The organism is Sphingobacterium sp. UBA7253 (assembly GCF_002472745.1).
Taxonomy (GTDB): domain Bacteria; phylum Bacteroidota; class Bacteroidia; order Sphingobacteriales; family Sphingobacteriaceae; genus Sphingobacterium; species Sphingobacterium siyangense.
Genome location: NZ_DKSP01000040.1, coordinates 437 through 1,339 on the forward strand (window position 1 = coordinate 437; position 903 = coordinate 1,339).

The 903-nt window shown below is 44.6% G+C and carries 1 protein-coding gene; it reads left to right on the forward strand.

The features are described from left to right. The coding region (locus B2X72_RS03780) for a hypothetical protein (RefSeq protein ID WP_286848325.1) at positions 1–336 on the forward strand (336 nt) is incomplete at its 5' end. Positions 337–903 lie beyond the last annotated feature (567 nt).

Genomic DNA, 903 nt, shown 5'->3' on the forward strand with positions numbered 1-903 from the left:
ATGATCAATCTATCAAAAGTGGATATCGTCACAACCCTCACCAAACACCCCCGTTTAATAGAAATCCGTGAGGAAACGCTGGAACTGTCTGCTGCGAAAGCCGAGATACTGATCTTGAGCAGCGGTGGTGATTATTTTGAAGTAAACCATCTTCTTTCGAAGATTGACCTGACAAATAAATATGTCATTATCTGTTCTGTTTTTGAAGAAGCCTTTATACGCGATCATATTCTTTATCGAGTAGATCGGAAAATTACGCCAAATTTTAAAAGCGAAAACGAATATCTGGCATTCATTGACGAGATTATCCGAGAAGCCACCACAATACACCTTTGAAATTTTAACCATCCCCTTCCGAGGGGATTTTTTTATTGCTCTACCTTTTCATTATTCCAAACCTGTATATACCCGACTCCAGATTCGGTCAAGTCCAGCTGCTCTTTACTGGCGAACTTTGGTATAAGTTAACGACGAAAACGTTAACCGGATAAAACGAAGAAATAATAAAAGTCAAGTGGGCAGGCCATGATAAGGAGGCGCCGCTGCCAACAGACAAATGGATCAGGTAATACAAGTTGTATGAACAAAATGCACCCTATATTGAACATAATGACGGCTCTTTTCCGTTGCATCGGAAAGCTATACTCGTCCCTGAGGACGCAGGTATATCCGCTGATTATGCCCAAGAGTTTGGTCTGTAGACTGGTCAAAGACAAGCTTCAGCTGGACACTTTACCGCATCGGATTGCCTTCGCCCAGAAGAGAGTTGTACAGCGAAGGTCGCGCAACCGTAAAGGGGCACTGTTCACGGAAATCCCGGATGGCTCTCAGGGCTCATCTGGGAACAGGCAGGCTGCGTATCGGGATGCAAAGCCAGCCAGCGAGGTCTGCTAAAAGACACCC